Annotated in this window: 16 protein-coding genes and 3 rRNA genes; 7 read left to right on the plus strand and 12 right to left on the minus strand. The window is 68.5% G+C overall.

Annotated elements, in window-relative coordinates:
• Window positions 1–82: 82 nt before the first annotated feature.
• Genes G9272_RS18605 through mtrA form a run of 3 tightly spaced genes read right to left on the minus strand, consistent with a single transcriptional unit; the run spans window position 83 to window position 4,812 of the window.
• Window positions 83–1,918, minus strand: a complete 1,836-nt coding sequence (locus G9272_RS18605) for an LpqB family beta-propeller domain-containing protein (protein ID WP_171397629.1) — start codon at window positions 1,916–1,918, stop codon at window positions 83–85.
• Window positions 1,908–4,121, minus strand: coding sequence for an MtrAB system histidine kinase MtrB (gene mtrB, locus G9272_RS18610; RefSeq protein ID WP_171397630.1), 2,214 nt, complete (start codon window positions 4,119–4,121; stop codon window positions 1,908–1,910). The genes G9272_RS18605 and mtrB overlap by 11 nt, the downstream gene beginning before the upstream one ends.
• Before the next feature lies 1 nt (window position 4,122).
• Window positions 4,123–4,812 carry a two-component system response regulator MtrA gene (gene mtrA, locus G9272_RS18615; RefSeq protein ID WP_187281934.1) on the minus strand — a complete coding sequence of 230 codons (690 nt, stop codon included), beginning with the start codon at window positions 4,810–4,812 and terminating at the stop codon, window positions 4,123–4,125.
• A gap of 161 nt (window positions 4,813–4,973) precedes the next feature.
• On the opposite strand from mtrA, the gene G9272_RS18620 reads away from it, so the two are divergent.
• Entirely contained in the window at window positions 4,974–5,855 is an 882-nt protein-coding gene (locus tag G9272_RS18620; protein ID WP_437184281.1) for a GNAT family N-acetyltransferase, read from the plus strand.
• Between the two features lie 54 nt (window positions 5,856–5,909).
• Here the strand turns inward: G9272_RS18620 and mtnA are convergent, their stop codons facing one another.
• Complete coding sequence (gene mtnA / locus G9272_RS18625; protein WP_171397632.1) at window positions 5,910–7,061, minus strand: S-methyl-5-thioribose-1-phosphate isomerase; 1,152 nt, start codon at window positions 7,059–7,061, stop codon at window positions 5,910–5,912.
• A 140-nt stretch (window positions 7,062–7,201) separates the two neighbouring features.
• On the opposite strand from mtnA, the gene G9272_RS18630 reads away from it, so the two are divergent.
• Genes G9272_RS18630 through G9272_RS18650 form a run of 5 tightly spaced genes read left to right on the plus strand, consistent with a single transcriptional unit; the run spans window position 7,202 to window position 12,929 of the window.
• Window positions 7,202–8,584 (plus strand): glycerophosphoryl diester phosphodiesterase membrane domain-containing protein, encoded by a 1,383-nt coding sequence (locus G9272_RS18630; protein ID WP_171397633.1) that lies wholly within the window; start codon window positions 7,202–7,204, stop codon window positions 8,582–8,584.
• 4 nt (window positions 8,585–8,588) lie between these two features.
• A complete protein-coding gene (locus G9272_RS18635; protein WP_171397634.1) occupies window positions 8,589–9,437 on the plus strand; it encodes a DUF4129 domain-containing protein in 849 nt (282 codons plus the stop codon).
• Window positions 9,434–10,630, plus strand: coding sequence for a DUF4350 domain-containing protein (locus G9272_RS18640; RefSeq protein WP_171397635.1), 1,197 nt, complete (start codon window positions 9,434–9,436; stop codon window positions 10,628–10,630). The genes G9272_RS18635 and G9272_RS18640 overlap by 4 nt, the downstream gene beginning before the upstream one ends.
• Complete coding sequence (locus G9272_RS18645; RefSeq protein ID WP_171402055.1) at window positions 10,630–11,619, plus strand: AAA family ATPase; 990 nt, start codon at window positions 10,630–10,632, stop codon at window positions 11,617–11,619. Before G9272_RS18640 ends, G9272_RS18645 begins: the two co-directional genes overlap by 1 nt.
• Window positions 11,619–12,929 (plus strand): DUF58 domain-containing protein, encoded by a 1,311-nt coding sequence (locus G9272_RS18650; protein ID WP_171397636.1) that lies wholly within the window; start codon window positions 11,619–11,621, stop codon window positions 12,927–12,929. Before G9272_RS18645 ends, G9272_RS18650 begins: the two co-directional genes overlap by 1 nt.
• 101 nt (window positions 12,930–13,030) lie before the next feature.
• Here G9272_RS18650 and rrf read toward each other — a convergent pair.
• The 4 genes from rrf to G9272_RS18670 form a co-directional block, all read right to left on the minus strand.
• Window positions 13,031–13,147 (minus strand): 5S ribosomal RNA (gene rrf / locus G9272_RS18655).
• Between the two features lie 90 nt (window positions 13,148–13,237).
• A 23S ribosomal RNA gene (locus G9272_RS18660) occupies window positions 13,238–16,360 on the minus strand.
• A 313-nt stretch (window positions 16,361–16,673) separates the two neighbouring features.
• Window positions 16,674–18,199 (minus strand): 16S ribosomal RNA (locus tag G9272_RS18665).
• The 16S, 23S and 5S rRNA genes sit together here, the layout of an rRNA operon.
• 574 nt (window positions 18,200–18,773) lie before the next feature.
• Window positions 18,774–19,781: a stage II sporulation protein M gene (locus G9272_RS18670; protein WP_171397637.1), complete on the minus strand. Its 1,008-nt coding sequence runs from the start codon at window positions 19,779–19,781 to the stop codon at window positions 18,774–18,776.
• A 130-nt stretch (window positions 19,782–19,911) separates the two neighbouring features.
• Between G9272_RS18670 and G9272_RS18675 the strand changes: the two genes are divergently transcribed.
• Complete coding sequence (locus G9272_RS18675) at window positions 19,912–21,012, plus strand: RDD family protein (RefSeq protein ID WP_171397638.1); 1,101 nt, start codon at window positions 19,912–19,914, stop codon at window positions 21,010–21,012.
• 17 nt (window positions 21,013–21,029) lie between these two features.
• Here G9272_RS18675 and G9272_RS18680 read toward each other — a convergent pair whose 3' ends face one another.
• The 4 genes from G9272_RS18680 to manA form a co-directional block, all read right to left on the minus strand.
• Entirely contained in the window at window positions 21,030–21,656 is a 627-nt protein-coding gene (locus tag G9272_RS18680; RefSeq protein ID WP_171397639.1) for a hypothetical protein, read from the minus strand.
• Between the two features lie 194 nt (window positions 21,657–21,850).
• The gene (ahcY, locus tag G9272_RS18685; protein WP_171397640.1) at window positions 21,851–23,308 is read right to left on the minus strand and encodes an adenosylhomocysteinase; all 1,458 of its coding nucleotides are present in this window, start codon (window positions 23,306–23,308) and stop codon (window positions 21,851–21,853) included.
• 353 nt (window positions 23,309–23,661) lie between these two features.
• Window positions 23,662–24,642 (minus strand): cation diffusion facilitator family transporter, encoded by a 981-nt coding sequence (locus G9272_RS18690; RefSeq protein ID WP_171397641.1) that lies wholly within the window; start codon window positions 24,640–24,642, stop codon window positions 23,662–23,664.
• Between the two features lie 135 nt (window positions 24,643–24,777).
• Window positions 24,778–25,929: a mannose-6-phosphate isomerase, class I gene (manA, locus tag G9272_RS18695; protein WP_171397642.1), complete on the minus strand. Its 1,152-nt coding sequence runs from the start codon at window positions 25,927–25,929 to the stop codon at window positions 24,778–24,780.
• Window positions 25,930–26,062 lie beyond the last annotated feature (133 nt).

The following is a 26,062-nucleotide window of genomic DNA, read 5'->3' on the forward strand; positions in this document are numbered from 1 at the left end:
CACTCTGGCCCCCGAGTTGCGCACCCCAAGCCGCCCCGCGCCCCGCGCCCCGCGCCCCGCGCCCCGCGCCCCGGGGCAAAGATCACCCGGGGTAGAACGCGACCGAAGCGGTCTCCTTCAGCGTCCGCCACCCGCTTCCGCCGGGCAGCCACAGCAGCCCGTCCTTGGAGGTCGCGAAGAGCGGGATCTCGCTGTCCTCGGAGGCGGCGATGCTCGTGACCTCCGTGAGGCCGGGGAGTGTCCCCGCCTCGGGGACCGAGCCGTCGCACTGCATGTACTGCACCTGCTGCACGCCGCCGGCCTCGCGCCCGACGACCACGAGTCGGCTGTCCCCGGCCCACGACATGGCCGTGACCTGTTCCAACTCCGGTGTCGCGGAGCGCAGTTCCTGGAGCGACACGGACGGCTGCTCGCCGTTGCCCGGGCCTCGTTCGATCCGCCCGATGAGCAGGGACTGCTTGCCGCCCTTGTCGACGATGAGCGCGATCCGTACCCCGTCGGCGGCCACCCGTACGGCGTTGATACGGCCGTCGAGTCCCGGAGTGAGCACCTCCAGCGGCTGGCCGGCGCCCTTCTCCAGCAGGAGCAGCCGAGGCGCGGCGGGGTCGCGGTCGGCGACCCACAGGTCGCCCTGGGTGTCCCAGCTGGGGGTGGTGAGCCGGTCGGTCTCCGTCTTGCCCTTGCTCTGGAGCAAGGGGTCGCCGATGGAGCTGCCGGAGACGGTGGAGGTGACGTAGAGCGCCTTGCCGTCGAGAGCGACTCCCGCGGCGCTGTGTTCGTCGCGGGCCACGGCCACCGAGCGCAGTGCCTTGGTGCCGTCGCCGAGCGCTCCGGGCACGGGGTCGGCCTTGGTGTTTCCGCTGCCGCTCGTCATCCGTTCGAGGCGGTGCTGGCCGTCGATGAAGTACAGGTAGCCGGGGTTGGTGTCGGACCCGCGTGCGGCGACGGCTGCGGCCCGCTCCTCGGTGAGGGAGCACAGCTGGGTGCCGCCCGCGCGCAGCGCGATCTCGTCGACGGCGGGGGTCAGGCTGCGGAGGGAGAACAGCAGCTGGGCCGCCATCTCGTCGCACTTGCCCTGTCCGATGTGGGCGGCCTTGTCGTTCAGCGGCACGGTGAGCTTGTTCTGGTCGTCGGGGGTCAGTGCGGTGACGCCCTTGGGCAGCGCGGTTCCGGTGGGGAAGCTGGATCTGACGACGGGGCGGAGCCAGCTGGTGGGGCCGGTGAGCACGGAGCGCACCATCTGCGTCATCGGGTCGACGCGTTCACGGACGTAGACGGGGTCGGCGACGGCCATGGGCTGTCGGGAGCCGTCGGCCGTGGTGTTGGAGGCGAAGTAGTACTTGTTGACGGACACGTAGTTGCGCTGGAAGTCCGACTTGCCCATGACGACGCCCTGGGGGAGGGCGTCGATGCGCCACTGCCCGTTCTTCTTGTCGCGGCTGAGGTGGACCACTTGGCCGTAGTTTCCCGAGGCGGGCGCGTACGACTGCTGTGCGTCGACGGTGGCGACCCGTGTGCCGGTCAGGGTGTACGAGTAGTCGTCGCCGTCGTCTCTGGTCCCGGTGGGGCCGGCGTCGGTCGCCGGTCCGTCCGTGAGGACCGTCGTGGACCGTTCGGGCTCCCATTTCTGGGCGGCTTTCTCGGTCAGGTACTGCCGTGCCGTCGCGTAGCCGGGGTCGTCGCTGGTGAGCGCTTCGAGGAAGCCCTGGACGATCTCCAGGGGCTGCGCGTCGTCCCGGGGCGGCATCGCGAATACCCGTACCTGGGTGTCCTGGCGCGGTGTGGACTCGACGCCGCGCAGATCCCCGCTGTCGGGCATCGAGGCGCACCCGGCCAGCAGGACGACGCCACAGGTGGCGTACGCCACCGCGCGCCCCGGCGTGCGCCGGGTTCCCCCCTCGCGCCACTCAGCGCCCACGGAATGCCTCCCCTTGCTCGTTCGAGCCCTCTGCGCCGGCTCTCTGCCGGTCCGAAGTCCCCCTCAGTGCCGTTTCACGCGCGTCACCCGTGTCGGCCGCGTCACCAGTGCCGACCGCTTCGGTCTGCTCCGGGTCCTCGCCGCGTACTTCCCCAGCTTCCTCAGCTTCCTCAGCCGCCCCGCCTGCCCCCGCAGCCCGCGGCTCGTCCTCTCCACGTCCTCCATCGCCCGTGCCCGTGCCCGCGCCCGGGGCGGATCGGGGCACCACGCGCGCGCCGTTGCCGGGCAGCGCCGTCGGGTCGGCCGTGGGGGCCGCGGTGGACATCCGGGGCGCGAGCGCGCTCCGTGCGGCCGCCAGCTGTTCGCCGGCGGGCTGTACCGGCACCGTCGCGCTCTTCTGGCCGCCGCCGCGCGGCAGACCGGCGTCGTCGAGGGCTCCCCGGTTGCGACGGGAGTCCTTGGGCTCGAGCGGTATCGGTGAGCCCCGCAGCGGTTCGTCGGCGGTCCTGGGCAGCGTCAGCCGGAACTGCGAGCCGCCACCGGGCTCTCCCCAGGCCTGTAGCCAGCCGCCGTGCAGGCGGGCGTCCTCCAGGGCGATGGACAGCCCCAGACCGGTACCGCCGGTGGTACGCGCGCGTGCCGGGTCGGCGCGCCAGAACCGGCTGAAGACGCGGGTGGCCTCGCCGGGCTTGAGGCCGACGCCGTAGTCGCGCACGGCGATCGCGACGGCCCCGCCCGCGGCGGCCAGCTTGACGATGACGTCCTTGCCCTCGCCGTGTTCCACGGCGTTGACCACCAGGTTCCGCAGCACCCGCTCCACCCGCCGGGCGTCGGCCTCGGCGACGACGGGCTGCTGGTCACCGATGACGCGTACGGTCGTCCCCTTGCGTTCGGCGAGCGGCGCGGCCCCGCTGACGACCCGGCGGACGACCTCCCTGAGGTCGATCGGCTCGGCCTCGAGGGCGGCGGCACCGGCGTCGAAGCGGCTGATCTCCAGCAGGTCCGCGAGCAGTGTCTCGAACCGGTCGAGCTGGTCGGCGAGCAGTTCGGCGGACCGCGCGGTGATGGGGTCGAAGTCGACGCGGGCGTCGTGGATGACGTCGGCGGCCATGCGTACGGTCGTCAGCGGCGTCCGCAGTTCGTGCGAGACGTCGGACACGAACCGTCGCTGCATCCGCGACAGGTCCTCCAGTTGCTGGATCTTCAGCTGGAGGTTCTGGGCCATCTTGTTGAAGGCCTCACCGAGGCGTGCGATGTCGTCCTCGCCGGTGACCTTCATCCGTTCCTGGAGTCGCCCGGCGGAGAGCCGCTCGGCGATCCCGGCGGCCATCCGCACCGGCGTGACGACCTGCCGCACCACGAGCCAGGCGATGGCCCCGAGGAGTACGACGACGAACAGCCCGGCGGTCGCCAGCGTCCCCTTGACCAGGCTCAGCGACTTCTCCTCCTGCGTGAGCGGGAAGAGGTAGTACAGCTCGTACGGATCACCGTTGGGGTCGTTGACCTGCTTGCCGATGACCAGGGCCGGCTGGGAGTCCTTGTCGTTGAGGTAGATGATGCGGGAGTAGCTCTGGGCCGCACCGGTGCTGCTGTAGACCTGCTCGCGCAGTTTCTCCGGGACGCTCTTGTCGGGGTCGACGAAGCCGGAGGCGCGTGGCCCGCGGGCGACGCCGCTGACGTCGCCGGGGGGCAGGGTGACCACGTCGAAGGCGCCCTGGCCGCCGCTGGACAGCGACAGTACGAGCTCGCTCATCCATTCGATGACGTTCTGCGAGGCGCCGCCGTCGGCCGGGGTCCCGTCGTCGGCGGCCGCGCCGGCGGCCTCGTCGGCCTTCTGCTTGGCCACGGCGAATCCGCCGGTGGCCTGGCTCTGGGACGCCTTCACCTTGGCGTCCAGCAGTCCGTTGCGCACCTGCCCGATGACGACGAAGCCCAGCAGCAGGACGACGCCCAGCGACATCAGCAGTGTCGTGACGACGACCTTGAGCTGGATGTTGCGCCGCCACAGCCGCATCACGGGCAGCAGCGGCCTGCGCACCCAGCGCAGCAGCAGCCTCAGGACAGGGCTGCCCTGCACCCCGCCCTGCAACAGCCCCCCTTCGAGGAGGCGTGCGAAGCGCGAACCCGGCGTCCTACGGCCGACAGGCCGCTCCGGACGGGCCCCGGAACGACCGGGGGCCGAAGCGGCACTGTCCCCGGACATGTCAGCTCGGTCCTGCCTTGTATCCGACGCCACGGACGGTCACCACGATCTCCGGCCGCTCGGGGTCCTTCTCGACCTTCGAGCGCAGTCGCTGTACGTGCACGTTCACCAGGCGGGTGTCGGCGGCGTGCCGGTAGCCCCACACCTGCTCGAGGAGCACCTCGCGGGTGAACACCTGCCAGGGCTTGCGCGCCAGCGCGACCAGCAGGTCGAACTCCAGCGGCGTCAGCGCGATCGACTGCCCTTCCCGCTTCACGGAGTGACCGGCCACGTCGATGACGAGGTCGCCGATGGCGAGCTGCTCCGGTGCCGGCTCCTCGGACCTCCTCAGCCGCGCCCGGATCCGGGCTACCAGCTCCTTCGGCTTGAACGGCTTCACGATGTAGTCGTCGGCGCCGGACTCCAGTCCGACGACGACGTCGACGGTGTCGCTCTTCGCCGTGAGCATCACGATCGGCACTCCGGACTCCGCCCTGATCAGGCGGCACACCTCGATACCGTCCCGGCCGGGCAGCATCAGGTCCAGCAGCACCAGGTCGGGCTTCGCCTCACGGAAAGCGGCCAGCGCCTTGTCACCGTCGGCCACGAAAGACGGCTCAAAACCTTCACCACGCAGCACAATGCCGAGCATCTCGGCCAGTGCGGTGTCGTCGTCGACGACAAGGACTCGTCCCTTCATAAACGACATCATCCCATTCTCATAACGGTGAAGGACACGCAGGTGAGCAGGGTCACCGGCCAGTGACGATAGTCGTACGGGGCGGTCACTGTCTGCCCCCGACCGCCGCCGCCGGTCCCGGCAGCAGTCCCAGCGGGAAATATCGGTGCGGCGCGGCACCGTCCAATGGTGGGATGCGCCGCATGAGCGACCCACTGCGCGACCGCATCGAGCGGTATTACGCCACCGTGCCCCTTCTGTTCGCCGACGCCGAGGACTTCGGCCCCCTGCGCCTGTTCGTACGGAAGGAACCCGGCGCCCCGTACTACGGCGGCCCGAGCCACGCCCAGCCCACCGGCGCGGCCTCCGTGGGCGCCGCCGACATCGCCCGGGTGCGTGCCCGGCAGCGTGAGCTCGGTGTGCCGGAGGCGTTCGAATGGCTGGCCGAGTCGGCACCCGCGCTGCGTGCCCGGATCGAGGCCGCCGGCCTCCTGGTGCTGCGACGCCCGCTGATGGTCCTGCCGCCCCATCACCCGCTGCCTCCGCAGCCCCTGCCGGACGGCGTGACACTGCGCGCGCTGACCGCGGACGACCCCGCCCTGCCCGCGGCCCTCGCCCTCCCGCGCCTGGCCTTCGCCAAAGAGCCCCTCGGCAAGGAGCCCCTCGCCGCGGAACCCAGCCCCGCCGCGGGCCCGTCGGACCGTGCGGAGCTGTCGAGGCTGGCCGAGGCGCTGACCGGGGACGGCACGGTGGCCGCGGTCCGTCCCACGATCCGCGCCGGGCACAAGACCCTCGTCGCCGCCCTCGCCCCGGACGGCACCCCCCTGGCCACCGGCCACTACCACCCGGCGAACGCCGCCACGGAGATCGGCGGCGTCGGCACCCTCCCCTCCGCCCGCCGTCAGGGACTGGCCGCCGCCGTGACAGCGGCCCTGGTCGCCCACGCCCGCGCCCAGGGCGTCGAGACGATCTTCCTCGCCTACGCGGAGGAGACCGTCGCCCGCATCTACGCCCGCCTCGGCTTCCGCCCCGCAGGCACGACCCTGCTGATCGCCGACCAGCCCGCACGCTCGTAGGTCCGAGCCCGGCTCACGCGGCCGGCCGACGGGTGATCGGCGATCGACGGGCGATCAGAGTGCCGCCCCCGCCCCTCCCCGGCGCGCCCTGCCACACAGCTCGGCAAGCGCGTCGGCCGTCACCGGCGACACCACGCCCTCCTCCGTGACGATCGCCGTCACCAGCTCGGGCGGCGTCACGTCGAACGCGGGGTTGTACGCCTGGGTCCCCAGCGGCGCCACCGGGATCCCGCCGCCCGCTCCCGTCACCGGTGCCTGGGCCGCCATGGCCTCCGTCACCTCGAACCCGGGGCGCTGCTCCACCTCGATGGACGCCCCGTCCGGCGTCTCCAGGTCCACCGTCGTCACCGGCGCCACCACGATGAACGGCACATGGTGGTACCTCGCCAGCACCGCGAGCGGATAGCTCCCCACCTTGTTCGCCACCGACCCGTCGGCCGCGATGCGATCAGCCCCGATCAGCACCGCGTCCACCTCCCCGGCCGCGAAGAGCGAACCCGCCGCGTTGTCCGTCAGCAAGGTGTACGCCATGCCGTTGCGGGCCGCTTCGTACGCCGTGAGGCGGGCGCCCTGGAGCAGTGGACGCGTCTCGTCCACCCACAGCCGGCGAAGCCGACCCACCCGGTGCGCCGCGAGCGCCACCGCGAACGCCGTCCCCTCCCCGCCCGACACCAGCGCACCGGTGTTGCAGTGCGTGAGGACACGATGCCCGCCGCCCGGCAGCAGCTCGTCGAGGAGCGCCAGCCCGTGCCCGGCCATCCGGACACTGGCCTCGGCGTCCTCCCGGTGGAGCTGCCGCGCGGCCGCCAGCGCGGCCCGCGCGCCCTGCGCCGGATCACCGCCCTCGGCGAGCTCCGCCCGGTACGCGGCCCGGGCCCGGCGCACACCGACGGACAGGTTCACCGCGGTGGGGCGGGCGCCCGCGAGCGCGTTCGCGGCATCGTCCACGTCGAAGCCGCGTGCGGCGGCGAGCGCGACGCCGTACGCCCCGGCGATCCCGAGCAGCGGTGCCCCGCGCACGGCCAGCGAACGGATCGCCTCGACCAGCGCGGACGCATCCGTACACACCAGTTCGACTTCCTCGGCCGGCAGTCTCGTCTGGTCGAGAAGGACCAGCACGGGACCTTCCGGCGGCTCCTCCCAACGGATCGCAGGTATCTCGGCCGGCCGCTTGTCCTCGCCGGATTGCGCGTACTGATCAGCCATGCGGTCAGTCTGCCCCCGAACCGGCGGACAATTGAAGGTGTGCAGCCCATACCGCGGCCGGTCAACCGATGAGCACCCCATGGCACGATGGCTCCCAACCTGCCGCCGCGACCGCGGACGGGCACCGTGAAGGAGCGACGATGAAAGACACTCCGGGCTGGGCCTCGCCCGGATCCGCCCCGTCCGACGGACAGGAGCCCGGCGCGTCCCACCCCGCCGAGCCCACGGACCGCCCCGTCGGCGCCCAGCCCGCGGACCAGCCGGGCCCGAACCCGCAGAGCCCCGGCACGAAGTGGTCCGAGGAGCAGCCGCCGCCCGGCCCCGGCCAGTGGTCCGCGCCCGCAGGCCCCCCGAACCCGGGCCAGACCCCGCCGCCCCCACCGCCTCCGCCGCCCGGCCCCGGTTGGGGCACCCACCCGCCCGCCGGACCCGGCGGCGCATACCCCGGCGGCCCCACGGGCCCCGGACAGGGCGGTTACGGCGGCTGGGGCGCTCCCGGCGGCTGGGGCGCCGGCTGGGGCGGTCCCCCGCCCGCGGCGAAGCCCGGCGTGATCCCGCTGCGTCCGCTCGCCGTGGGCGAGATCCTCGACGGCGCCGTGGCCACGATGCGCACGTACTGGCGCACGGTTCTGGGCATCTCGCTGACCGTCGCCGTCATCACCCAGGTCTTCGTCGTCCTGTTGCAGGGCCTCATCCTGGACGCCACCACGGACACGAACGCGCTCGGCGACCCGAGCGCCACCGCCGACGAGCAGCTCAGCGCCATGGGCGACGCCATGCGCGCCTCCGGCCCCGTCCTCCTCATCACCCTCATCGGCACCATCACGGCGACCGCCCTGCTCACCGCCGTCACCAGCCGGGCGGTGCTCGGCAAACCGGTCACCCTCCGCGAGGCCTGGCGCGACGCCCGTCCCCAGGTGCTCAAGCTGTTCGGCCTGATCTTCCTGCTGATGCTCATCGCCGCCGCCATCGTCCTCGCCTGCCTGCTGCCGGGCATCCTCGTGAGCGCCGCCGGAAGCTCCGACGCGGGAGCCGCGCTCAAGGCCTTCGGCATCCTCGGCTCGATCGTCCTGGTGCTGTGGCTGCTGATCCGCCTCTCCCTCGCCTCGCCCGCGCTGATGCTGGAGAAGCAGAGCATCAAGAAGGCGCTCGGCCGTTCCGCGAAGCTCACCCGCGGCTCCTGGTGGCGCGTCTTCGGCATCCAGCTGCTCGCCCTGATCATCGCGAACGTCGTCGCGATGATCGTCGTCGTCCCGTTCGCCCTCCTCGGTGCCGCAGTGAGCGACGGAGGCATCAGCGGCATGGTCGACGCGAGCAGCGACTACGGCTGGACCTACCTGATCATCAGCGGCATCGGTTCGGTCATCGGCTCCATGATCACCTTCCCGATCTCGGCGGGAGTCACCGTGCTCCTCTACGTCGACCAGCGCATCCGCCGCGAGGCCCTCGACCTCGACCTGGCCCGCGCCGCGGGCCTCCAGGACTACGGCACCTCCGCTCCCGGCACGACCCCGGGGAGTTGATGCGGTGAGCCTGGCGGGGGGAGTTCTCACAGCGGTACCACTCCCGGGCGCCCTGCCCGTACGGGCACTGCTGCCCGGCATCACCGACGCGGCCCCGACGGCCCTGCCCCGCGTCGCCGACAGGGCCGTGGCAGCCCTGCTGCGGGCGGGCGACGCAGCCGTGCTGTCCCTGTCGGCCCGCTCGGACGACGAACCGCCGCTCACCGTCCCGCGCGACCCCGCGCGGGAGGCGGCCCGCCGTGAACTGTCCAAGGACCTGTACCACCAGAACGACCCCAGCCTGTTCCAGCGCGCCCTGGACACCCTCTGGGACTGGATCGGCGACCTCTTCGACACCGCCTCGACCGCCACTCCCGGCGGGACACTCGGCCTGCTGATCGTCATCCTGGCCATCGCAGCCGTCGTGGGCGCCCTGTGGTGGCGCCTGGGCTCCTCGCGCCGCCGGCCCACATCCACCGCCGCCCTCTTCGACGACCGTCCCCGCAGCGCCGCCGAACACCGCGCGGCCGCCGAGGCACACGCCGCCCAGGGCCACTGGAACCAGGCCGTCCAGGAACGCATGCGCGCCATCGTCCGCTCCCTGGAGGAACGTGCCCTCCTCGACACCCGCCCCGGCCGCACGGCCGACGAGGCCGCCGCCGACGCCGGCCGCACCCTGCCCGCCCACACGGACCGACTCCGCACCGCCGCCCGCGACTTCGACGACGTGACGTACGGCGGCCGCCGCGCCACCCAGCAGTCGTACGGAGGCATGGCCGAACTCGACCTCGACCTGGAACGCGCCAAACCCCAACTGACGACGAGCAGCACCCACACCGCGACCCACCCCGCCCGCCGGGGAGCCGCCGAATGACGACCGAGGCCACGCTCCCGTCCACCTCGGCCTCGCCCACCGCCCTCCGGCTGTGGACCCGCGCGCGCGGCGTCACTCTCGCGCTCGTACTGCTCCTGGCGGGGGCCGTCACGCTCGCCGCGCTCCAGTCCGACGCCCGCCACGGCGCGCTCGACCCGCGCTCCGCCGACCCCTACGGCAGCCGCGCGGTAGCCGAACTCCTCGCCCACCGCGGCGTGTCCACCCGCGTCGTCACCACCCTGGCCGAGGCCCGCACCGCGGCTCGCCCCGACACCACTCTCCTGGTCGCCGCCCCGGACCTCCTGACGGAACGTCAACAGCGGGACCTGCACTCGGCGATCGCGGGCTCGGGCGGCCGTACCGTCCTCGTCGCCCCCAGCGGCTGGTCCGTGGAAACCCTCGCCCCCGGCGTGACCGCGGACCCCGCCAACAGCCGCGGCTCCGCGCTCTCCCCCGACTGCGCGCTGCCCGCCGCCCGCCGCGCCGGCACCGCGGAGACCGGCGGCATCCGCTACACCACCCGCCACCTCGACGCCGACAAGTGCTACCCGAGCGAGCGACTGGCCACCCTGCTGCGCATCCCGAACACCTCCGGCGACGGCGACACCGTGGTCCTCGGCGCGCCCGACATCCTCTACAACAACCGCCTCGACGAACAGGGCAACGCCTCGCTCGCCCTCCAACTCCTCGGCTCCCGCAGCCACCTGGTCTGGTACCTCCCCTCGCTCTCCGACACCACAGCCACCGACCCGGACGACGAAGAAAGCTTCTTCGACCTGCTCCCCTCCGGCTGGCTCTGGGGCACACTTCAGCTGTTCGTCGCGGCAGCCCTCGCCGCCCTCTGGCGGGCACGCCGACTCGGACCCCTCGTGCCCGAAAAACTCCCCGTGGCGATCCGCGCCTCCGAAACCGTCGAAGGCCGCGCCCGCCTCTACCGCAAAGCCAACGCCCGCGACCGCGCGGCCACCGCTCTTCGCTCCACCACCCGCACCCGCCTCGCCCCTCTCCTGGGCGTCCCCGTCACCCAGGCGCACGCGCCCGAGGCACTCCTCCCCGCCCTGTCCGCCCACCTCCACGGCGACGGACGGTCCCTGCACTCCCTCCTCTTCGGCCCACCACCAGGCGACGACGCGGCCCTGATCGCGCTCGCCGACCAACTCGACGCCCTCGAAAGAGAGGTACGCCGTCCATGATGGACCCGACCACTGACAACGCCGGGAACACCGGGGACCCGGGCCGCGCCCGCGCCTCCCTGGAGGCCCTGCGGGCCGAGATCTCCAAGGCCGTGGTCGGCCAAGACCCCGCCGTGACAGGCCTTGTCGTCGCCCTCCTCTGCCGCGGACACGTTCTCCTCGAAGGAGTCCCCGGAGTGGCCAAGACGTTGCTCGTCCGCGCCCTCGCCTCCGCACTCGAACTCGACACCAAACGCGTCCAGTTCACCCCCGACCTGATGCCCAGCGACATCACCGGCTCCCTCGTCTACGACACCCGCACCGCCGAGTTCTCCTTCCAGCCCGGCCCGGTCTTCACCAACCTCCTGCTCGCCGACGAGATCAACCGCACGCCGCCGAAAACCCAGTCGTCCCTCCTCGAAGCCATGGAGGAACGCCAGGTCACCGTCGACGGCACCCCGCGCCCGCTCCCCGACCCGTTCCTGGTCGCGGCGACCCAGAACCCCGTCGAGTACGAGGGCACCTACCCCCTCCCCGAAGCCCAACTGGACCGCTTCCTCCTCAAACTGACGATCCCGCTCCCCTCCCGCCAGGAGGAGATCGACGTCCTCACCCGCCATGCCGAGGGCTTCAACCCGCGCGACCTGCACGCCGCCGGCGTACGCCCCGTCGCAGGACCGGCCGACCTCGAAGCGGCCCGCGCCGCCGTCGCCAAGACGACGATCTCCCCCGAGATCACGGCCTACGTCGTCGACATCTGCCGCGCCACCCGCGAATCCCCGTCCCTCACCCTCGGCGTCTCCCCCCGAGGCGCGACCGCCCTCCTCGCCACCGCCCGCGCGTGGGCCTGGCTCACCGGCCGCGACTACGTCATCCCCGACGACGTCAAAGCCCTCGCCCTCCCCACCCTCCGCCACCGCGTACAGCTCCGCCCGGAAGCCGAGATGGAAGGCGTGACGGCCGACTCCGTCATCAACGCGATCCTCACCCACGTCCCCGTACCCCGCTGATGGCGCTCACCGGACGCACCGCACTCCTCGCGGCCCTCGGCTCCCTCCCCGTCGGCATCTGGGACGCCGGCTGGACGGGCATCCTCGCCGTCAACGTCCCCCTGGCCGTGGCCTGCGCCTGCGATTTCGCCCTGGCCGCCCCCGTACGCCGACTGGGCCTGACCCGCTCCGGCGACACCTCCGCCCGCCTCGGCGACACGGCGGACATCACCCTCACCCTCACCAACCCGTCCCGCCACCCCCTGCGCGCCCACCTCCGCGACGCCTGGCCCCCCAGCAGCTGGCAACCAGGAACGGAGACGGAAGCCTCCCGCCACCACCTGACGGTCCCGCCCGGCGAACGCCGCCGCATCACCACCCGCCTACGCCCGACCCGCCGCGGGGACCACCGGACCGACCGCGTCACGATCCGCTCCTACGGCCCCCTCGGCCTCTTCTCCCGCCAAGGCACCCACAAGGTCCCCTGGACGGTACGCGTCCTCCCTCCGTTCACCAGCCGCAAGCACCTCCCGTCGAAACTGGCCCGCCTACGCGAACTGGACGGCCGAACCAGCGTCCTCACCCGCGGCGAGGGCACGGAATTCGACAGCCTGCGCGAATACGTCCCCGGCGACGACACCCGCTCCATCGACTGGCGCGCCACAGCCCGCCACTCTTCGGTCGCGGTCCGCACCTGGCGCCCCGAACGCGACCGGCACATCCTCCTCGTCCTCGACACCGGCCGCACCTCCGCAGGACGCGTCGGCGATGCCCCCCGCCTCGATGCCTCCATGGACGCGGCACTCCTCCTGGCCGCGCTGGCATCCCGCGCCGGCGACCGAGTCGACCTCCTCGCCTACGACCGCCGAGTACGCGCCCTCGTCCAGGGCCGAACAGCGCGCGACGTACTCCCGTCCCTGGTCAACGCCATGGCCACCCTCGAGCCGGAACTGGTCGAAACGAACGCCCGCGGCCTCACCGCCACAGCCCTCCGCACGGCCCCCCGACGCTCCCTCATCGTCCTCATGACGACGCTGGACGCCGCCCCGGTCGAGGAAGGCCTCCTCCCCGTCCTCCCGCAGCTCACTCAGCGCCATACGGTCCTGGTGGCATCGGTCGCCGACCCCCACATCGCCCACATGGCCACTTCCCGCGGCAACGCCGAGGCCGTGTACGAGGCAGCAGCGGCCGCCCAGGCCCAGACAGAACGTCATCGCACAGCCGACCAGCTCCGCCGGCACGGCGTCACCGTCGTCGACGCGACACCGGACCAACTGGCCCCCGCACTCGCAGACGCCTACCTGGCACTAAAGGCAGCAGGACGCCTATAAAACAAACGGGCTCTCTTGGAAGAGAGCCCGTTAAAACAATCATTCCCCCTAAACGCAGAAAACCCCCGCACCGTGAGGTGCGGGGGTCTCCCGTAATATTTGTTCGGCGGTGTCCTACTCTCCCACAGGGTCCCCCCTGCAGTACCATCGGCGCTGTAAGGCTTAGCTTCCGGGTTCGGAATGTAACCGGGCGTTTCCCTCACGCTATGACCACCGAAACACTATGAAACTGTCCAGCCGCACCATGCCGTGACCATGGCATGGGGCCGTTCGTGGTTTCAGAACTAACACAGTGGACGCGAGCAACTGAGGACAAGCCCTCGGCCTATTAGTACCAGTCAGCTTCACCCATTACTGGGCTTCCACATCCGGCCTATCAACCCAGTCGTCTACTGGGAGCCTTAACCCCTCAAGGGGGTGGGAATACTCATCTCGAAGCAGGCTTCCCGCTTAGATGCTTTCAGCGGTTATCCCTCCCGAACGTAGCCAACCAGCCATGCCCTTGGCAGAACAACTGGCACACCAGAGGTTCGTCCGTCCCGGTCCTCTCGTACTAGGGACAGCCCTTCTCAATATTCCTGCGCGCGCAGCGGATAGGGACCGAACTGTCTCACGACGTTCTAAACCCAGCTCGCGTACCGCTTTAATGGGCGAACAGCCCAACCCTTGGGACCGACTCCAGCCCCAGGATGCGACGAGCCGACATCGAGGTGCCAAACCATCCCGTCGATATGGACTCTTGGGGAAGATCAGCCTGTTATCCCCGGGGTACCTTTTATCCGTTGAGCGACGGCGCTTCCACAAGCCACCGCCGGATCACTAGTCCCGACTTTCGTCCCTGCTCGACCCGTCGGTCTCACAGTCAAGCTCCCTTGTGCACTTACACTCAACACCTGATTGCCAACCAGGCTGAGGAAACCTTTGGGCGCCTCCGTTACTCTTTAGGAGGCAACCGCCCCAGTTAAACTACCCATCAGACACTGTCCCTGATCCGGATCACGGACCCAGGTTAGACATCCAGCACGACCAGAGTGGTATTTCAACGACGACTCCACAACCACTGGCGTGGCCGCTTCAAAGTCTCCCACCTATCCTACACAAGCCGAACCGAACACCAATATCAAACTGTAGTAAAGGTCCCGGGGTCTTTCCGTCCTGCTGCGCGAAACGAGCATCTTTACTCGTAGTGCAATTTCACCGGGCCTATGGTTGAGACAGTCGAGAAGTCGTTACGCCATTCGTGCAGGTCGGAACTTACCCGACAAGGAATTTCGCTACCTTAGGATGGTTATAGTTACCACCGCCGTTTACTGGCGCTTAAGTTCTCAGCTTCGCCAAGACGAATCTTGACTAACCGGTCCCCTTAACGTTCCAGCACCGGGCAGGCGTCAGTCCGTATACATCGCCTTACGGCTTCGCACGGACCTGTGTTTTTAGTAAACAGTCGCTTCTCGCTGGTCTCTGCGGCCACCCCCAGCTCGAGCAGCAAGTGCTCTCACCAGACGTGGCCCCCCTTCTCCCGAAGTTACGGGGGCATTTTGCCGAGTTCCTTAACCATAGTTCACCCGAACGCCTCGGTATTCTCTACCTGACCACCTGAGTCGGTTTAGGGTACGGGCCGCCATGAAACTCGCTAGAGGCTTTTCTCGACAGCATAGGATCATCCACTTCGCCACAATCGGCTCGGCATCAGGTCTCAGACTATATGAACGGCGGATTTGCCTACCGTTCGTCCTACACCCTTACCCCGGGACAACCACCGCCCGGGATGGACTACCTTCCTGCGTCACCCCATCACTCACCTACTGCAAGTCTGGTTCGCCGGCTCCACCACTTTCCTTTCCCCGAAGGGTCCGGAACGGCTTCACGGACTTAGCATCGCCTGGTTCGATGTTTGACGCTTCACAGCGGGTACCGGAATATCAACCGGTTATCCATCGACTACGCCTGTCGGCCTCGCCTTAGGTCCCGACTTACCCTGGGCAGATCAGCTTGACCCAGGAACCCTTAGTCAATCGGCGCACACGTTTCTCACGTGTGTATCGCTACTCATGCCTGCATTCTCACTCGTGAACCGTCCACAACTACCTTCCGGTGCTGCTTCACCCGGCACACGACGCTCCCCTACCCATCACAGCGGGCGTTGGCCCTATAGCTGCAATGACACGACTTCGGCGGTACGCTTGAGCCCCGCTACATTGTCGGCGCGGAATCACTAGACCAGTGAGCTATTACGCACTCTTTCAAGGGTGGCTGCTTCTAAGCCAACCTCCTGGTTGTCTGTGCGACTCCACATCCTTTCCCACTTAGCGTACGCTTAGGGGCCTTAGTCGATGCTCTGGGCTGTTTCCCTCTCGACCATGGAGCTTATCCCCCACAGTCTCACTGCCGCGCTCTCACTTACCGGCATTCGGAGTTTGGCTAAGGTCAGTAACCCGGTAGGGCCCATCGCCTATCCAGTGCTCTACCTCCGGCAAGAAACACACGACGCTGCACCTAAATGCATTTCGGGGAGAACCAGCTATCACGGAGTTTGATTGGCCTTTCACCCCTAACCACAGGTCATCCCCCAGGTTTTCAACCCTGGTGGGTTCGGTCCTCCACGAAGTCTTACCTCCGCTTCAACCTGCCCATGGCTAGATCACTCCGCTTCGGGTCTTGAGCGTGCTACTGAAACGCCCTATTCGGACTCGCTTTCGCTACGGCTACCCCACTCGGGTTAACCTCGCAACACACCGCAAACTCGCAGGCTCATTCTTCAAAAGGCACGCAGTCACGAGACGAAGAGCAAGCTCTCCGTCCGACGCTCCCACGGCTTGTAGGCACACGGTTTCAGGTACTATTTCACTCCGCTCCCGCGGTACTTTTCACCATTCCCTCACGGTACTATCCGCTATCGGTCACCAGGGAATATTTAGGCTTAGCGGGTGGTCCCGCCAGATTCACACGGGATTTCTCGGGCCCCGTGCTACTTGGGTGTCTCTCAAACGAGCCGCTGATGTTTCGACTACGGGGGTCTTACCCTCTACGCCGGACCTTTCGCATGTCCTTCGCCTACATCAACGGTTTCTGACTCGTCTCACAGCCGGCAGACTGTGAAAGAGAGATCCCACAACCCCGTACACGCAACCCCTGCCGGGTCTCACACGTATACGGTTTGGCCTCATCCGGTTTCGCTCGCCACTACTCCCGGAATCACGGTTGTTTTCTCTTCCTGCGGGTACTGAGATGTTTCACTTCCCCGCGTTCCCTCCACACTGCCTATGTGTTCAGCAGCGGGTGACAGCCCATGACGACTGCCGGGTTTCCCCATTCGGAAACCCCCGGATCAAAGCCTGGTTGACGACTCCCCGGGGACTATCGTGGCCTCCCACGTCCTTCATCGGTTCCTGGTGCCAAGGCATCCACCGTGCGCCCTTAAAAACTTGGCCACAGATGCTCGCGTCCACTGTGCAGTTCTCAAACAACGACCAGCCACCCATCACCCCGAAACCCTACGGTTTCGAGTGCACTGGGGCCGGCACTGAAGGCAGCCATACGGCCATACCCTCAGATACCCAACAGCGTGCCCGGCCAGCTCCCGTCCGAAGATCATGCTTTCCACGCCCTTACGAGCAGTACTTGCAGCCTCCGACCCGGAAACCCGGCCGAATAATCAACGTTCCACCCATGAGCAACCAGCATCGGACGTACGCCGATGTACTGGCCTCTGACCGAGCGAACTCGGTAAGAAGTGCTCCTTAGAAAGGAGGTGATCCAGCCGCACCTTCCGGTACGGCTACCTTGTTACGACTTCGTCCCAATCGCCAGTCCCACCTTCGACAGCTCCCTCCCACAAGGGGTTGGGCCACCGGCTTCGGGTGTTACCGACTTTCGTGACGTGACGGGCGGTGTGTACAAGGCCCGGGAACGTATTCACCGCAGCAATGCTGATCTGCGATTACTAGCAACTCCGACTTCATGGGGTCGAGTTGCAGACCCCAATCCGAACTGAGACCGGCTTTTTGAGATTCGCTCCACCTCACGGTTTCGCAGCTCTTTGTACCGGCCATTGTAGCACGTGTGCAGCCCAAGACATAAGGGGCATGATGACTTGACGTCGTCCCCACCTTCCTCCGAGTTGACCCCGGCAGTCTCCTGTGAGTCCCCATCACCCCGAAGGGCATGCTGGCAACACAGAACAAGGGTTGCGCTCGTTGCGGGACTTAACCCAACATCTCACGACACGAGCTGACGACAGCCATGCACCACCTGTACACCGACCACAAGGGGGGCACTATCTCTAATGCTTTCCGGTGTATGTCAAGCCTTGGTAAGGTTCTTCGCGTTGCGTCGAATTAAGCCACATGCTCCGCTGCTTGTGCGGGCCCCCGTCAATTCCTTTGAGTTTTAGCCTTGCGGCCGTACTCCCCAGGCGGGGAACTTAATGCGTTAGCTGCGGCACCGACGACGTGGAATGTCGCCAACACCTAGTTCCCACCGTTTACGGCGTGGACTACCAGGGTATCTAATCCTGTTCGCTCCCCACGCTTTCGCTCCTCAGCGTCAGTAATGGCCCAGAGATCCGCCTTCGCCACCGGTGTTCCTCCTGATATCTGCGCATTTCACCGCTACACCAGGAATTCCGATCTCCCCTACCACACTCTAGTCTGCCCGTATCGAATGCAGACCCGGGGTTAAGCCCCGGGCTTTCACATCCGACGTGACAGACCGCCTACGAGCTCTTTACGCCCAATAATTCCGGACAACGCTTGCGCCCTACGTATTACCGCGGCTGCTGGCACGTAGTTAGCCGGCGCTTCTTCTGCAGGTACCGTCACTTTCGCTTCTTCCCTGCTGAAAGAGGTTTACAACCCGAAGGCCGTCATCCCTCACGCGGCGTCGCTGCATCAGGCTTTCGCCCATTGTGCAATATTCCCCACTGCTGCCTCCCGTAGGAGTCTGGGCCGTGTCTCAGTCCCAGTGTGGCCGGTCGCCCTCTCAGGCCGGCTACCCGTCGTCGCCTTGGTGAGCCATTACCTCACCAACAAGCTGATAGGCCGCGGGCTCATCCTTCACCGCCGGAGCTTTCAACCTCCACCCATGCGAGTGGAAGTGCTATCCGGTATTAGACCCCGTTTCCAGGGCTTGTCCCAGAGTGAAGGGCAGATTGCCCACGTGTTACTCACCCGTTCGCCACTAATCCCCACCGAAGTGGTTCATCGTTCGACTTGCATGTGTTAAGCACGCCGCCAGCGTTCGTCCTGAGCCAGGATCAAACTCTCCGTGAATGTTTACCGGTAATCCGGTCGACACCACGAGAGCGGAACAGCCAGGCGGAATAAGCCCGGCCGTTCACAGCGTCCTCGCTGTGTTTTGTTTCAAAGGAACCTCATCCTCGGCTATCACTGCCGGGGACGGGGTATCAACATATCTGGCGTTGATTTTTGGCACGCTGTTGAGTTCTCAAGGAACGGACGCTTCCTTTGTACTCACCCGAGAGACTCTCTCAGGCTTTCCTCCGGGCGCTTCCCTTCGGTCTTGCGTTTCCGACTCTATCAGATCTTTTCTCGACCCGATTTCCTCGGTGCTTTCCAGGTTCCCGCTTTTGTTTCGCGGTTTCCTTTCCGGCGGTTCCGACTTTATCAGAAGTTTCTGGCCGGTCTGACCGGCCATTCGTTTTCCGACTTATCGGGGGTGCCTCTGTGGAATCATGGATTCACGAGGCTGACAGATACTAACCGCTGCCGACCGGACGCTGTCCGGTTCCAGGCAACTGTTCGAATCTACCTCCCCACGCACTCCGTGTCAACGGCTTTTGTGGGGCGAAGAGGAGACTAGCAGCCCAGCGGGGCCCTCCGCACATCAGGCGGCCGTCGGCACCTCGGCGCTGCGCTCGGCAGCCTCGACGTCGCCCGTTTCCCCCGCCCGGGCGGCTCTGCCGCCCACGACGTAGACGTACGCGAGGAAGGCCAGTTCGGCTGTGATGCCGATGGTGATGCGGGCCCATGTCGGGAGGCCCGACGGGGTGACGAAGCCTTCGATGGCGCCGGAGACGAAGAGGACCAGTGCGAGACCGATCGCCATGCCGACCGCGGCTCGGCCCTCTTCTGCGAGGGCGGTACGTCGGGTGCGTGGGCCCGGGTCGATGACTGTCCAGCCCAGGCGGAGCCCGGTGCCGGCCGCGACGAAGACCGCCGTCAGCTCGAGCAGGCCATGCGGGAGGACGAGGCCGAGGAAGGTGTCGAGCCGGCCCGCCGACGACATGAGGCCGGCTCCGATGCCGAGGTTGAGCATGTTCTGGAAGAGGATCCAGAGGACCGGCAGGCCCAGGAAGACGCCCAGCACCAGGCACATCGCGGCGGCCTGGGCGTTGTTCGTCCAGACCTGGGCGGCGAACGCCGCGGCCTGATGGCTCGAGTAGTACGTCTCGTACAGGCCGCCGGGTCGGGTGAGCTCGCGCAGTTCGTCGGGGGCCGCTATGGAGGACTGGACCTCCGGGTGGGTACCGATCCACCAGCCCAGAAGGACGGCGACGGCGGTGGAGATGAGCGCCGTGGGCACCCACCAGTGGCGCGACCGGTAGACGGCGGCGGGAAAGCCCTGTGTGAGGAAACGCGTCACGTCGCGCCAAGAGGCGCGACGGGTACCTGTCACCGCGCTACGCGCGCGTGCCACGAGTTGAGTGAGCCGACCGGTGAGCTGTGGGTCGGGGGCGCTGGACTGGATCAGGGACAGGTGGGTGGCGGTGCGCTGGTAGAGGGTGACGAGTTCGTCGGTCTCTGCGCCGGTGAGGCTGCGCTGGCGGCGCAGGAGGGCGTCGAGACGGTCCCATTCGGCTCGGTGGGCGGAGACGAAGACGTCGAGGTCCATCGGTGTGCCTGCTCCTCGGCTGTTCGTCGGCGGCCGGTGATGGATGTCAGCTTGTCGTACTGCGACGCAATGTGCCCTCAGCTTGGCAGACTGGCCGTTCTCGGGGCGGGCCAGGGAAGGGACGACGGGCGTGAATGAGCTGGTGACGGGTGAGGCTGTGGCGTTGGAGCTGCGGCCTGCCAGGCTGCCCAGCCGAGCGTTGGCCACGCTGCTGGACCTGACCGTGGCCCTCGTGGTCTACGTCGTCGTGAGCATCGGTCTGGTGGCGGCCACGGCTTCCCTTGACGAGGCGGCTCAGATCGCGCTGTCGATCGCGACGTTTCTGCTGGTGCTGGTGGGCGGGCCGATCGCGGTGGAGACGCTCAGTCATGGGCGGTCGCTCGGGAAGATGGCGTGTGGGTTGCGGGTGGTGCGGGACGACGGTGGGCCGATCCGGTTCCGGCACGCGCTGGTGCGGGGCGCGCTCGGTGTGGTGGAGATTCTGCTGACGATCGGGGTGGTGGCCTGTATCGCCTCGCTCGTGTCGGCGCGGGGGCGACGGCTCGGGGATGTCTTCGCCGGGACGCTGGTGGTGCGGGAGCGGGTGCCCGTGGCGCGGTCCGGTTTCGTACCGCCGCCTCCGCCTTGGCTGGCGGGCCGATTCCAGGCGCTTGATCTTTCGTCGGTGCCGGACGGCTTGTGGCTGGCGGTCCGCCAGTACCTGGGGCGCATGAACCAGCTGGACCCGCAGGTCGGCTGGGCGATGGCGGAGCGGCTGGCCGGAGATCTCGCCGCGCGTACGGGGACGCCGGTACCGCAAGGGGTGCCGGCGGCCGCGTATCTGGCGGGGGTTGTGCAGGAGCGGCAGGTCCGGGAGGCACGGCGGGCCTTCGGAAACGGTCCGGTGGCGGGATGGCCCGCGGGTCAGGGTAGGGCCGGAGGTGCGGGCGGTGCGCCGGGGGCCTACGGACCGCCCACGCCGTATGGACCGCCCGCTCCATACGGACCGCCCGCTTCATACGGGCCGTCCACGCCGTACGCGCCGACACCGCCGGTGCCTTACGCGCCGCCGGTGTCGTACGCGCCTCCGTACGGGCCACCTGTGGCGTACGGGCCTGCTGCTGGGCAGCCGTCTGCCGCGGCTCCTGGGGTTCCGTCGGCGGATGAGGGACGGCCCGGGGGGCCGCCTGTGGAGAAGTCGCCTGACGAACCGTCGCAGGGCTCGGCCACTGGGTTCGCGCCGCCGGCTTAGCGCCGGCCGGGGTGGCTTCAGTCGAAGGTCGACGGGGGTGTTTCGAGATCTTCCAGCTCGATGCCGGGGGCTGCGAGGACTACGTCCCCGGCGATGTGCACCGCGTGCTGTTCCCCGGTGTCCAGGGCTGTGACCTGGTATTCGTCCACGGTCAGGGGGCCGTTGTCAGTGGTGTGTGTTTCTCTTCTCAGCAAGGCCCAGGACTGGTCCACGGTGCGCGGAGCGAGGACCGGATCGGTGAAGGCCACGAGGCGTACTCGGGTTGCCGAGGAAGAGGGAGACGAGGAAGGGGTGAGGCGCAGGAGCCGGCTGGTGGCGATGAGGAATGCGGGGGACGTGCCGGTGAAGGCGTGGGCGGGGACATTGCCTTCCGTGGCCTGAGTGCCGGTGGGGTCGGTGCGTACCCAGGTGACGCCGTCGAGGGCCGCGCCGCGTACCTGCCAGCTGCTCGCGTGGAGTTCGAGGCGGAGGGGGCGGCCGAGGTCGTCGAGGGTGAGGTCGACGGAGCCGGTGTGTTCGCCGGTGGGGGTGGTCAGTTGAGAGACGTAGCGCCAGCCGGAGGGGCCGGGGGCGCACTGGAAGTGCTCGTGGGCGAGGGGGGTGTGATCGTGCGGATCGTGGAGCGAATATCGGCCGCGGGGCATGGGGGTCCTGAGGTGTGACGGGCGGGTCAGGTCCGTCTCGACGGGTCGGCCAGGCAGGTTGACGGCCGGTCCGGCCGTGGGCCGAAGGGGCAGGCCCCCGGCACGGGGGTGCGGGGGCCTGCCTCGGAGGACCTACCTGGTGCTGAGAAGCGCGTCAGTGCACGGACGCGCTTTCAGCGGGTGGAGCTGCGGACTCAGTAGCGGTAGTGGTCCGACTTGTAGGGGCCTTCGACCTCGACACCGATGTACGAGGCCTGCTCGGGACGGAGGGTGGTCAGCTTGACGCCGAGTGCGTCCAGGTGGAGGCGGGCGACCTTCTCGTCGAGGTGCTTGGGCAGCACGTAGACGTCGGTCGGGTACTCCTCGGGCTTGGTGAACAGCTCGATCTGGGCCAGCGTCTGGTCGGCGAAGGAGTTGGACATCACGAACGACGGGTGGCCGGTGGCGTTGCCCAGGTTCAGCAGGCGGCCCTCGGACAGCACGATGAGAACCTTGCCGTCGGGGAACTTCCAGGTGTGGACCTGCGGCTTGACCTCGTCCTTGACGATGCCGTCGATCTTCGCCAGGCCGGCCATGTCGATCTCGTTGTCGAAGTGGCCGATGTTCCCCACGATCGCCTGGTGCTTCATCCTGGCCATGTCGGCGGCCATGATGATGTCCTTGTTGCCGGTCGTGGTGACGAAGATGTCGGCCGTCTCGACGACCTCGTCGAGCGTGGTCACCTGGTAGCCGTCCATCGCCGCCTGGAGCGCGCAGATCGGGTCGATCTCCGTGACGATCACCCGGGCGCCCTGGCCGCGCAGCGACTCCGCACAGCCCTTGCCCACATCGCCGTAACCGAAGACGACCGCGGTCTTGCCGCCGATCAGGACATCGGTGGCACGGTTGATGCCGTCGATCAGGGAATGCCGGCAGCCGTACTTGTTGTCGAACTTCGACTTGGTGACCGCGTCGTTGACGTTGATCGCCGGGAACAGCAGGCTCCCGTCACGGTGCATCTCGTACAGCCGGTGCACACCCGTCGTGGTCTCCTCGGTCACGCCGCGGATCTCCGAGGCCAGCTGCGTCCACTTCTGCGAGCCGTCACTGATGGTGCGGTGCAGGAGCTCGAGGACGACCCGGTGCTCGTCGTTGTCCGCCGTGTCGACGGCCGGGACCTTGCCGTCCTTCTCGTACTCGACGCCCTTGTGGACCAGGAGGGTGGCGTCACCGCCGTCGTCCAGGATCATGTTCGGGCCGCCGGTAGGGCTGTTCGGCCAGGTCAGGGCCTGCTCCGTGCACCACCAGTACTCCTCCAGCGTCTCGCCCTTCCAGGCGAAGACCGGGACACCCTGCGGGTTCTCGGGCGTGCCGTTCGGGCCCACCGCGATCGCGGCGGCCGCGTGGTCCTGGGTGGAGAAGATGTTGCAGGACACCCAGCGGACCTCGGCGCCCAGGGCGACCAGGGTCTCGATCAGGACGGCGGTCTGCACGGTCATGTGCAGCGAGCCCATGATCCGGGCGCCGGCCAGCGGCTGGGTGGCGGCGAATTCCTTGCGGATCGACATCAGGCCGGGCATCTCGTGCTCGGCCAGGGTGATCTCCTTGCGGCCGAACGCGGCCAGGGAGAGATCGGCGACCTTGAAGTCCTGTCGGTTGTCGACAGTCGTCATGGTGAGCTGCTCCTCGCGGTTTGGGTCGAGAGAGTGGGTACGGCTGGTCTGCGCGGCGGCGGACACAGGGGTGCCCGAAGAAGGGCACGGGCATGCCCGCGTACGCGCAGCGCAGTCCGTCGGAGGCCCTCTCTCCCTCGGACGGTCCGCACAAGGACCGCCCGACCGCCATCAGCAGCGACGTCTGGCTCCGTTCCAAGCTACACCGGAGTGGCGGGGCGGCCCCAGTCCACCTCCGATCAGATCGCGCCGATCACGGTCGGTGAGGAGGCTGAGGGAGATGAGGGGAATGAGGGGTGGAACGGCGACAGGGCCCGCCTGGTGTGTGCGGGCCCTGTCGGGGGTGGTGCGGGTCAGTGCTCGGTCGGGTGCTGGGCGGGGCCGCCCGGGGCCGCCTCGGGGTCGGAGCCCTTGGCGGCCTCGTCCTCGCTGTAGATGTCGGGCTCGAGGTAGATGACGCGGGCGATGGGGACCGCGGTGCGGATGCGGGCCTCGGCGGCGTTGATGGCGGTGGCGACCTGGGTGGCCGTGTCGTCGTGCTGGACGGCGATCTTGGCGGCGACCAGGAGTTCCTCGGGGCCGAGGTGGAGGGTGCGCATGTGGATGACGCGGGTGACGGTGTCGCCGTCGACGACCGCCGCCTCGATCTTGCGGACGTCTTCGACGGTCGCGGCCTCGCCGAGCAGGAGGGACTTGGTCTCGGCGGCCAGGACGAGGGCGATGAGGACGAGCAGGATGCCGATGCAGAGCGTGCCGATGCCGTCCCAGACGCCGTCGTCGGTGAGCAGTGCCAGGCCGACGCCGCCGAGCGCGAGGATCAGGCCGACGAGGGCGCCGAGGTCCTCCAGGAGGACGACCGGGAGCTCGGGGGCCTTGGCGCGGCGGACGAACTCCGTCCAGGAGTGTTCGCCCCGCAGGGGGTTGGACTCCTTGATGGCCGTGCGGAAGGAGAAGCCCTCGGCGATGATCGCGAAGACGAGGACTCCGACGGGCCAGTACCAGTGCTCGATCTGGTGCGGGTGCTTGATCTTCTCGTAGCCCTCGTAGATGGCGAACATGCCGCCGACCGAGAAGAGGACGATGGAGACGAGGAAGGCGTAGATGTAGCGCTCGCGCCCGTAGCCGAAGGGGTGCTGCGGGGTCGCGTCGCGCTGGGCCTTCTTGCCGCCTACGAGGAGCAGGGCCTGGTTGCCTGAGTCGGCGAGCGAGTGCACGCCTTCGGCGAGCATCGACGACGAGCCGCTGAACGCGAACGCCACGAACTTCGATGCCGCGATCGCTAGGTTGGCCCCGAGTGCCGCCACGATCGCCTTGGTGCCGCCTGACGCGCTCATGTTTTCGCGTTGTCCCTTCGCCTACGTGCGTACGCCGTGCAGGGCGGGGCCGTCGTCGGCTTTGCCCGTCCTTTGCCGGGGGGCCATTCTTGCAGCCCTGTTGGGCAGCGGTGCGTCAGGTCGTCACGACAGGAGTCATACGACGACCGTGGCCCGGAAGACCGTACCCGCCCCGGTCACTTCGGCCTTGTGCCCCGCGGGGACGAAGACAGACGCGCCGGGCGTCAGCGCGTGCTCGCCCGCTCGGACGGTGCCCTCGGTGCAGAGCAGGATCTGCGGGGTGGGGAGGGTGAGGTCGTGGGCGGTGGCGCCCGGCGAGAGGACGTAGCGCGACAGGCGGAACTCGTCGATGGGGGTGTCGTAGACCTCTTCGCCGTCCGGGGCGGCTTCGGGGCGCAGGACGCCGGGGTCCGCGGGCTCGAAGCGGACGATGCGCAGGAGTTCGGGGACGTCGACGTGTTTGGGGGTGAGGCCGCAGCGCAGGACGTTGTCGGAGTTGGCCATGATCTCGACGCCGAGGCCGTCGAGGTAGGCGTGCGGGATGCCGGCGCCCAGGAACAGGGCCTCGCCGGGTTGGAGTCTGACGTGGTTCAGCAGCATCGCGGCGATGACGCCGGGGTCGCCGGGGTAGTGGTGGGCGATGCCGGCGTAGGGGGCGTAGTCGCCACCGAGGCGGTCGCAGGCGGCCGCTGCCTGGGCGACGGTGTGGGCCATCTCCTCGCGGTCGGCGGTGAGGATCGCGGTGAGGACCTCGCGCAGGGCGGCTTCCTCCGGCTGGGCGTGCAGGAGGTCGACGTACGGCTTGAGGGAGTCGACGCCGAGGCCGTCCAGGAGGTCGGCTGCGTGCGAGGGGGCGCGGAAGCCGCACAGGCCGTCGAACTCGGTGAGGGCGCAGATGAGTTCGGGCTTGTGGTTGGCGTCCTTGTAGTTGCGGTGCGGTGCGTCGACGGGGATGCCGCGGCGCTCCTCGTCCTCGTATCCCTCTTTGGCCTGTTCCAGGTCGGGGTGGACCTGGAGGGAGAGGGGGGCGCCCGCGGCGAGGATCTTGAGGAGGAAGGGGAGGCGGGGGCCGAACTTGGTGACCGTCGCCGCGCCGAGTTCCTGTTGCGGGTCGGACTCGATGATCTCGACGAGGGTGCCTCGGTCGGTGCGTGAGGGTGCGCCCGGGTGGGCGCCCATCCACATCTCGGCCTGCGGTTCGCCGGTCGGCTCGGTGCCGAGCAGGTGCGGGATCGCGGTGGGGGAACCCCAGGCGTAGGGGCGGATGGTGTTGTCGAGGCGGTCCATGCGGTTCTCTCTGCCTGCCGGTCTGCCGGTGCCGGTCTGTCGGTCTGTCGGTCTGCTGCCGTCTGTCGCGCGTCGTCGGCCGTCTGTCGCCTGTCGTCGGCCGGCTGGTGTTTCTCGGGTGATGGTCGGGGGC

This window comes from Streptomyces asoensis, assembly GCF_013085465.1.
GTDB classification, from domain to species: Bacteria; Actinomycetota; Actinomycetes; order Streptomycetales; family Streptomycetaceae; genus Streptomyces; species Streptomyces cacaoi_A.

Bases quoted from the DNA above. Each gene is read 5' to 3' on its own strand.
- G9272_RS18690 (WP_171397641.1), bottom strand. From the start codon at position 24,642: ATGAGCGCGTCAGGCGGCACCAAGGCGATCGTGGCGGCACTCGGGGCC.
- G9272_RS18630 (WP_171397633.1), top strand. From the start codon at position 7,202: ATGAAAGACACTCCGGGCTGGGCCTCGCCCGGATCCGCCCCGTCCGAC.
- mtnA (WP_171397632.1), bottom strand. From the start codon at position 7,061: ATGGCTGATCAGTACGCGCAATCCGGCGAGGACAAGCGGCCGGCCGAG.
- G9272_RS18680 (WP_171397639.1), bottom strand. From the start codon at position 21,656: ATGCCCCGCGGCCGATATTCGCTCCACGATCCGCACGATCACACCCCC.
- mtrA (WP_187281934.1), bottom strand. From the start codon at position 4,812: ATGATGTCGTTTATGAAGGGACGAGTCCTTGTCGTCGACGACGACACC.
- mtrB (WP_171397630.1), bottom strand. From the start codon at position 4,121: ATGTCCGGGGACAGTGCCGCTTCGGCCCCCGGTCGTTCCGGGGCCCGT.
- manA (WP_171397642.1), bottom strand. From the start codon at position 25,929: ATGGACCGCCTCGACAACACCATCCGCCCCTACGCCTGGGGTTCCCCC.
- G9272_RS18670 (WP_171397637.1), bottom strand. From the start codon at position 19,781: ATGGACCTCGACGTCTTCGTCTCCGCCCACCGAGCCGAATGGGACCGT.
- G9272_RS18650 (WP_171397636.1), top strand. From the start codon at position 11,619: ATGGCGCTCACCGGACGCACCGCACTCCTCGCGGCCCTCGGCTCCCTC.
- G9272_RS18620 (WP_437184281.1), top strand. From the start codon at position 4,974: ATGCGCCGCATGAGCGACCCACTGCGCGACCGCATCGAGCGGTATTAC.
- ahcY (WP_171397640.1), bottom strand. From the start codon at position 23,308: ATGACGACTGTCGACAACCGACAGGACTTCAAGGTCGCCGATCTCTCC.
- G9272_RS18640 (WP_171397635.1), top strand. From the start codon at position 9,434: ATGACGACCGAGGCCACGCTCCCGTCCACCTCGGCCTCGCCCACCGCC.
- G9272_RS18645 (WP_171402055.1), top strand. From the start codon at position 10,630: ATGGACCCGACCACTGACAACGCCGGGAACACCGGGGACCCGGGCCGC.